7 protein-coding genes are annotated in these 6,870 nt (G+C 60.6%); 4 read left to right on the top strand and 3 right to left on the bottom strand.

What is annotated here, in order from left to right; all coding sequences use genetic code 11:
• Nucleotides 1-428: DMT family transporter (locus AC07Y9_RS25725; RefSeq protein ID WP_146021875.1), on the bottom strand; the 428-nt coding region annotated here is incomplete at its 3' end.
• Between the two features lie 79 nt (nucleotides 429-507).
• Here AC07Y9_RS25725 and AC07Y9_RS25720 point away from each other — a divergent pair.
• From AC07Y9_RS25720 to AC07Y9_RS25710, 3 genes are all read left to right on the top strand, one after another.
• On the top strand, nucleotides 508-1,383 hold the full coding sequence (locus tag AC07Y9_RS25720) for a LysR family transcriptional regulator (RefSeq protein WP_102680468.1): 876 nt from the start codon (nucleotides 508-510) through the stop codon (nucleotides 1,381-1,383).
• 120 nt (nucleotides 1,384-1,503) lie between these two features.
• Nucleotides 1,504-3,042, top strand: coding sequence for an EAL domain-containing protein (locus AC07Y9_RS25715; protein ID WP_102680467.1), 1,539 nt, complete (start codon nucleotides 1,504-1,506; stop codon nucleotides 3,040-3,042).
• 245 nt (nucleotides 3,043-3,287) lie between these two features.
• A complete protein-coding gene (locus AC07Y9_RS25710; protein ID WP_007921761.1) occupies nucleotides 3,288-3,653 on the top strand; it encodes a histone-like nucleoid-structuring protein, MvaT/MvaU family in 366 nt (121 codons plus the stop codon).
• Between the two features lie 224 nt (nucleotides 3,654-3,877).
• On the opposite strand, the gene AC07Y9_RS25705 is transcribed toward AC07Y9_RS25710, so the two are convergent.
• The gene (locus AC07Y9_RS25705) at nucleotides 3,878-4,405 is read right to left on the bottom strand and encodes a DUF4946 domain-containing protein (protein WP_037033835.1); all 528 of its coding nucleotides are present in this window, start codon (nucleotides 4,403-4,405) and stop codon (nucleotides 3,878-3,880) included.
• A 195-nt stretch (nucleotides 4,406-4,600) separates the two neighbouring features.
• On the opposite strand from AC07Y9_RS25705, the gene gloA reads away from it, so the two are divergent.
• Entirely contained in the window at nucleotides 4,601-5,122 is a 522-nt protein-coding gene (gene gloA / locus AC07Y9_RS25700) for a lactoylglutathione lyase (protein ID WP_007921757.1), read from the top strand.
• Between the two features lie 161 nt (nucleotides 5,123-5,283).
• Here gloA and ahpF read toward each other — a convergent pair whose 3' ends face one another.
• Nucleotides 5,284-6,849, bottom strand: a complete 1,566-nt coding sequence (ahpF, locus tag AC07Y9_RS25695; protein ID WP_102680466.1) for an alkyl hydroperoxide reductase subunit F — start codon at nucleotides 6,847-6,849, stop codon at nucleotides 5,284-5,286.
• Nucleotides 6,850-6,870 lie beyond the last annotated feature (21 nt).

The raw sequence follows: 6,870 nt of genomic DNA, 5'->3' as shown, positions 1-6,870 counted from the left end.
CCCAGGCACAAGGCAATGCCGAACAGCTTGGCGCCACTCAAGCGCTCCTTGAACAGCGCCCAGGATGCCAGGGCGATCACCGCCGGATTGAGGGCGACGATCAACGAGGCACGCGAGGCATTGATCGACTGCAGGCCCTCGAAGAAACACAGGTTGTAGAAAAAGATCCCGAAAAACCCCAGCAGCGCCAGCTGGGCGAACTGCGCCAGACTCGGGCGCACCAGGGCAATCCGGGCGATCGCCATGAACAGCAGCAAGGCCAGGCTGGCCAGGAGAAAGCGCAGGCTGGCGGCCAGCAAAGGCTCCAGGGTGCCGGCCAGCAGGCGCCCGGCGACGAAAGTGCCGCCCCAGATCATGGTGACCGCCGCCAGTTTGCAATACACCGGCCAATCGGAAGACCCGGTACAGGTTTGATCGACAGTTTTCATAAGGCCCCGAGGCGCGGATAAAGGAAGGTTCGGGTATTCTTCGACTAATGCCTGATCATCGTAAAATGAGCTTTTACTCATGACCCTGAGCCAACTGCAGATCTTCTCCCTGGTGGCCGAGCTGCGCGGCTTCACCAGCGCCGCCAGCCGGCTGGGCATCAGCCAGTCCGCGGTGTCCCACGCGCTCAAGTCCCTGGAGCAGGAATTGGGGGTCGAGCTGATCCGCCGGCATCAGTCGCTGGTGGAACTCACCGATATCGGCCAGCAATTGTTGCTGCGGGCCCGCGCCATTCTCGGCCTGGCCGCCACCATGGAACAGGAAGCCGCCGACGCCCGCGGCATGAAACGCGGCACCTTGCGCATCGGCTCGTTCGGCCCGACTTCGTCGATGAAACTGCTGCCGGCAATCCTCCAGCGTTACCGCCAGGCTCATCCCGGTATCGAGGTGCACATCGACGAGGGGCCCGACCGCCAGGTACTGCAATGGCTGGAGGAACGGCGTATCGATGTCGGTTTCGTGGTACTGCCCCAGGAACGCTTCGACTGCTTCGCCCTGGTGGAAGACCAGATGGTGGCGCTGATCCCCAGCCAGCATGCACTGGCCAGCAAGGACTCGGTGAGTCTCGCCGAGCTTTGCGACGACCCGTTCATCCTCACCGAGGCCGGTTCCGCCGAGCTGGTTTCCCGGCTGTTCCTCGCGGCCAGGCTCAGCCCCAACATCCGCTATCGCAGCTCGCAACTGCTCAGCACCCTGGAGACCGTGGCCCGCGGCGAGGCCCTGACCCTGGTCGCACAATTGTCGCTGCCCGAGGCCAGCGACCCGCGCTACCTGATCAAGCCGCTGTCACCTCCCGCCCGGCGCCAGGTAGGGCTGGCGGTGCTGGACCGGCGGCAATCGTCACCAGCGACTCTGGCCTTTATCGAGCAGGCACGGAGTCTGTATCGCGGTGACTGAGCGCAACCCGGAGGCGCCGTCTATCATGCCCATGGACCGGATGCCGCCGGACCTGCCGCCATACCGTCCAGCGGCTTTTGAGCGTTCTCTGGCCCCCACTTCGCCACAGGTTTTTCCTCCATGCCATTGACCGCCAAAGGCCCGTTGAAACGCTCCACCCGCAACCTGCGAACCATGCTGATCGGCTTGCTGCCGGTGGTGCTGGGCGTGGCGATCCTTTATATGCAGGCCGAGCGCACGCTGACTCACAGCAGCCAGCAGACTGCCGAGGAAGCGATCCGCCAGTTCGACCTGATGCTCGATAACGCCGACCTCGCCGCCCGGGCACTGATGGCGCAAGTCGGCCAGCCCTGCGACGACTTCCGGCAACTGGCCCTGCGCGAACAGGTGACCCGCCGCCCGTTCGTGCGCTCGACCAATCTGGTGTGGCGCAATGACAATTACTGCAGCTCGCTGCTCGGCCAATCCTCGTTCCTACTGGACCCGGCGGACTATGTCGACGGCAAGTTGTGGTTGATGGACGGCAACCAGGTCACGCCCAACACCGCGCTGCTGGTCTATCGCCTGCAAGAGGGTGAACGCGCGGTCCTGGCCACCATCGACGGCTATCACCTGAGCAACGCCTTGCGCCTGATCAGCCGCTTTGCCGAACTGCAACTGCAAGTCGGCCCCTACTGGCTGGCCGACGATGGCCAGGTCCATGAATCCATCGCTCCGCCGCCCCCGGTCACCCCTTATCAGATGGCCTCTTCGCGCTACCCCTACAGCGTCAACGCGGGGTTCCCCGAAGGCGATATCTGGCTCTACATGAAGTCCCAGTACCCTGCCCTGTTCAGCCTGTTGATCTTCTTCGGGGTGCTGGCGGCGGCCCTTGGCCACTGGCTGCAAAAACGCTCGTCGTCGCCCAGCCATGAACTGCAGCGTGCCCTGGAAGCGGCGGAGTTCATCCCGTACTTCCAGCCCGTGGTGCGCGGCGACACGAAACAGTGGGCCGGCATCGAAGTGCTGATGCGCTGGAAACATCCCCGGGAAGGCCTGGTGCGTCCGGACCTGTTCATTCCCTTCGCCGAGCACTCCGGCCTGATCGTGCCCATGACCCGTTTGCTGATGCAGCAGACCGCCCTGCTGCTGGCGCCCCACGCCCCGACCTTCATCGACGACTTTCATATCGGCATCAATATCACCGCCAGCCATTGCCAGGACCTGGAGTTGCTGGAGGACTGCCGGCAGTTTCTCGGCATGTTCCCGCCGGGCAAGGTGAGGCTGGTCCTGGAACTGACCGAACGCGAACTGATAGAACCGACCGCGATCACCCACAACCTGTTCGAGGAACTGCACAAGTTGGGGGTAATGATCGCCATCGACGACTTCGGTACCGGCCATTCAAGCCTGGGTTACTTGCGCAAGTTCAATGTCGATTACCTGAAGATCGACCAGAGCTTCGTGGCCATGATTGGAGTCGACGCCCTGTCCCGGCACATACTCGACAGCATCATCGAACTCTCGGGCAAGCTCGAACTGGGGATAGTCGCCGAGGGTGTGGAAACAGTGGAACAACAGGACTATCTGGCCGCCCATGGCGTCGACTTCCTGCAGGGCTACTTATTCGGCAGGCCAATGCCCGGGGAAGAATTCCTACAAGCACTGGCGCGCCACTAAATAGCCATTTTTCATGAAGATTTATTGAACTCGGTAATTGTTTCGCGCACCAATTTGAATCAGAAGATGACAAATTGCGTGCATCAACAACGACGTGATTTACTTGCGCCAGATTAACTACTACAATTTTTCAAGCCTGTACAAGATTCACAGGTGGGCCATTATAATCGAGTCGTTCTAAGGCTCTTGGCTTATAGCTTTGTTTGCGGTTGGTATCAGCCAAATACACTATTGGAGTAAAGATATTGTCCAGACTCGCTGAATTTCGTGCAGCAGAAAAGGCCCTTCAAGAACAGCTCGCCCAGCTGGAATCCCTGAAGAACGACGCCGGACTCAAGAAAGAAATCGAGTTCGAAGAAAAGCTCCAGGGCCTGATGAAGACCTACGGCAAAAGCCTGCGCGACATTATCGCCATTCTCGATCCTAATCCGGGCAAATCCGCTCTGCCGCTCTCGGGCGCGCCGAAAACCCGTCGTGCACGCGTGGTCAAGGTTTACCAGAACCCGCACACCGGCGAGTTGATCGAAACCAAGGGCGGCAATCACCGTGGCCTTAAAGCCTGGAAAGAACAGTACGGCGCCGCCACTGTAGATTCCTGGCTGCGCGGTTAAGCAACCGATGTATATAAAAGACCCTGCCAATGCAGGGTCTTTACCTTTAAGCCAAGGCTCTTTGTTTCGAAATCGAATAAGTTGCAACCCCTAGATTGCCTGAGCGGCCATAAACACCCAGCCTGAACTGCAGCTACGCACCCAATCCCGCGCTCGACCCTACAACTTTGTACTTAGTTCAAATGCACGAGTCGTGCTGGCCGACGTAGCACAATCGCACCCCGCTAAAGTTTCAGGCTACTTCTCACCCCGCGGATTTCCTCCTGACTTTCGGCATAAACCGCAGCCTGTCCGGCATAAGACAATACATAGGCCTTATCGCCATCGACAGCCGCCACCAGTGTTTGCGACAACACATGGCGGCCGTTTTCGGTAATGGTGCAAGTGGTTTCCAGCGCCACCAGGCGACTCAATGTCGTGTCATGAATACGCGTGCATACACTTTGATAACCGCCGCGCCCGAAGTCCTTCTGCACCGACTTGCGCATTTCCAGCAAGACCGCCTGAAGATTGACCTGATGTCCGCTTTCAACTTGAGTCATGGTCAACTCCATGACCATCAGCGGCGTGCCGCCGGCATCGTTCTTCACCGCGCGCTGGCGGAATACCTTGGCCGGTTGTTCTTGCGCCTGTGGCAACTCTTCGATCTGCCAGCCGCTGGGCCAGGTGATCACCGGGTCCGCCGCCTCGGCCAGGGCCGGAACCAGAAGCCAGGGGGCAAGCAGACACAGGGTTTTGAACGATAAGCGCATGGTCATGAACACGTAAGGGACGAGCCTTGAAGTCTGAGGCTGGCACGAGTATCGAGCAACAGATTCGTAGCTTTGTGTTTGGTGCGCCCTGCCGCTCTTGCGTATCATTACCCGACCGCAAGGACGCCCGACGCCCTGCAAGCCAAGGGGCTCATTAGCATGAGTGTTCTTGCCCACTTCTTTTCCGGAGGGCCCATGAGCCTGCACGAACTCAATACTTTCCCCGGCGTAACCGCCCAGCCTGACACCGCCACCGCCAACTTCGTGTTCAACCACACCATGCTGCGGGTCAAGGACATCACCAGGTCCCTGGACTTCTATACCCGGGTCCTGGGTTTCTCGCTGGTGGAAAAACGCGACTTCCCCGAAGCCGAATTCAGCCTGTACTTCCTCGCCCTGGTGGACAAGGCGCAGATCCCGGCCGACGCCGCGGCCCGTACCGAGTGGATGAAGTCGATCCCCGGCATCCTCGAGCTGACCCACAACCACGGCACCGAGAACGATGCGGACTTCGCTTATCACAACGGCAACACCGACCCGCGCGGCTTTGGCCATATCTGCATTTCGGTGCCGGATATCGTCGCCGCCTGCGAGCGCTTCGAAGCCCTGGGCTGCGATTTCCAGAAGCGCCTGAACGACGGCCGCATGAAGAGCCTGGCCTTTATCAAGGACCCGGACGGCTACTGGGTGGAAATCATCCAGCCGGCACCGCTGTAACTCGCGCTTCCTGCGGGAGCGGGACGCGCCCACGGTAGGCAGCGACTTGGCTGATCCAGCGCGTCATCGTTGATCGCGAGCAAGCTTCGCTCCTACAGAAGCCACCAACAAAAAACCCCATGAGCCAAGGCTCATGGGGTTTTGTTTTTTCCGCGGTCGGCTCAGGCCGGCGCGGAGGTGCGGATCAGGTGGTCGAAGGCGCTCAGCGAGGCCTTGGCGCCCTCGCCTACCGCGATCACGATCTGCTTGTACGGCACGGTGGTCACGTCACCGGCGGCAAACACGCCGGGCAGCGAAGTCTCGCCACGGGCATCGACAATGATCTCGCCACGAGGCGACAGCTCGACGGTGCCCTTGAGCCAGTCGGTGTTCGGCAGCAGGCCGATCTGCACGAAGATGCCTTCCAGGTCGACGGTGTTGAACTCGCCCGAATCGCGGTCCTTGTACACCAGGCCGGTGACCTTCTGGCCGTCACCCTTGACTTCGCTGGTCAGCGCACTGGTGATCACGTTGACGTTCGCCAGGCTGTACAGCTTGCGTTGCAGCACGGCATCGGCGCGCAACTTGCTGTCGAACTCCAGCAGGGTCACGTGGCTGACGATACCCGCCAGGTCGATGGCCGCTTCGACGCCGGAGTTACCGCCACCGATCACCGCCACGCGCTTGCCCTTGAACAGCGGACCGTCGCAGTGCGGGCAGAAACACACGCCCTTGGCCTTGTATTCCTGCTCGCCGGGCACACCCATTTCGCGCCAGCGGGCACCGGTGGCCAGGATCAGCGACTTGGCCTTGAGGCTCGCGCCGCTTTCGAAACGCACTTCGTGCAGGCCGCCGACTTCCTTGGCCGGCACCAGCGCGCTGGCACGCTGCAGGTTCATGATGTCGACGTCGTACTGGCGAACGTGCTCTTCCAGGGCGCTGGCCAGTTTCGGCCCTTCGGTTTCCTGGACCGAGACGAAGTTCTCAATGGCCATGGTGTCCAGCACCTGGCCGCCGAAACGCTCGGCCGCGACACCGGTACGGATGCCTTTGCGGGCCGCGTAGATCGCCGCCGACGCACCGGCCGGGCCACCGCCGACCACCAGGACGTCGAAAGCATCCTTGGCACTGATTTTTTCCGCCTGTTTCTCGATGGCCCCGGTGTCGAGCTTGCCGAGGATCTCTTCCAGGCCCATGCGGCCCTGGCCGAAGTTCACGCCATTGAGGTAGACACTGGGGACCGCCATGATCTTGCGATCGTTGACTTCGTCCTGGAACAGCGCGCCGTCGATGGCGACGTGGCGGATGTTCGGGTTCAGCACCGCCATCAGGTTCAGCGCCTGGACCACGTCCGGGCAGTTCTGGCAGGACAGCGAGAAGTAAGTCTCGAAGTTGAACTCGCCTTTGAGGGCGCGGATCTGTTCGATCACTTCGACACTGGCTTTCGAGGGGTGGCCGCCGACTTGCAGCAAGGCCAGCACCAGGGAAGTGAATTCGTGGCCCATGGGGATACCGGCGAAACGCAGGCTGATGTCGCTTCCCGGGCGATTGATCGAGAACGATGGTTTACGCCCATCGCTACCGTTGTCGAGCAAGGTAATCTGGCTGGAAAGACTGGCAACGTCTTTCAGCAATTCGAGCATTTCCTGGGATTTCGCACCGTCGTCGAGAGAGGCAACGATCTCGATCGGCTGGGTGACCCGTTCCAGGTATGACTTCAACTGGGCTTTAAGATTGGCGTCCAACATACGGGCGATTTCCTTTTATTC

The organism is Pseudomonas sp. GW456-L12 (assembly GCF_059424045.1).
The sequence above is the reverse complement of the archived record's forward strand: the minus strand, read 5'-3'. Positions and strand labels throughout refer to the sequence as shown.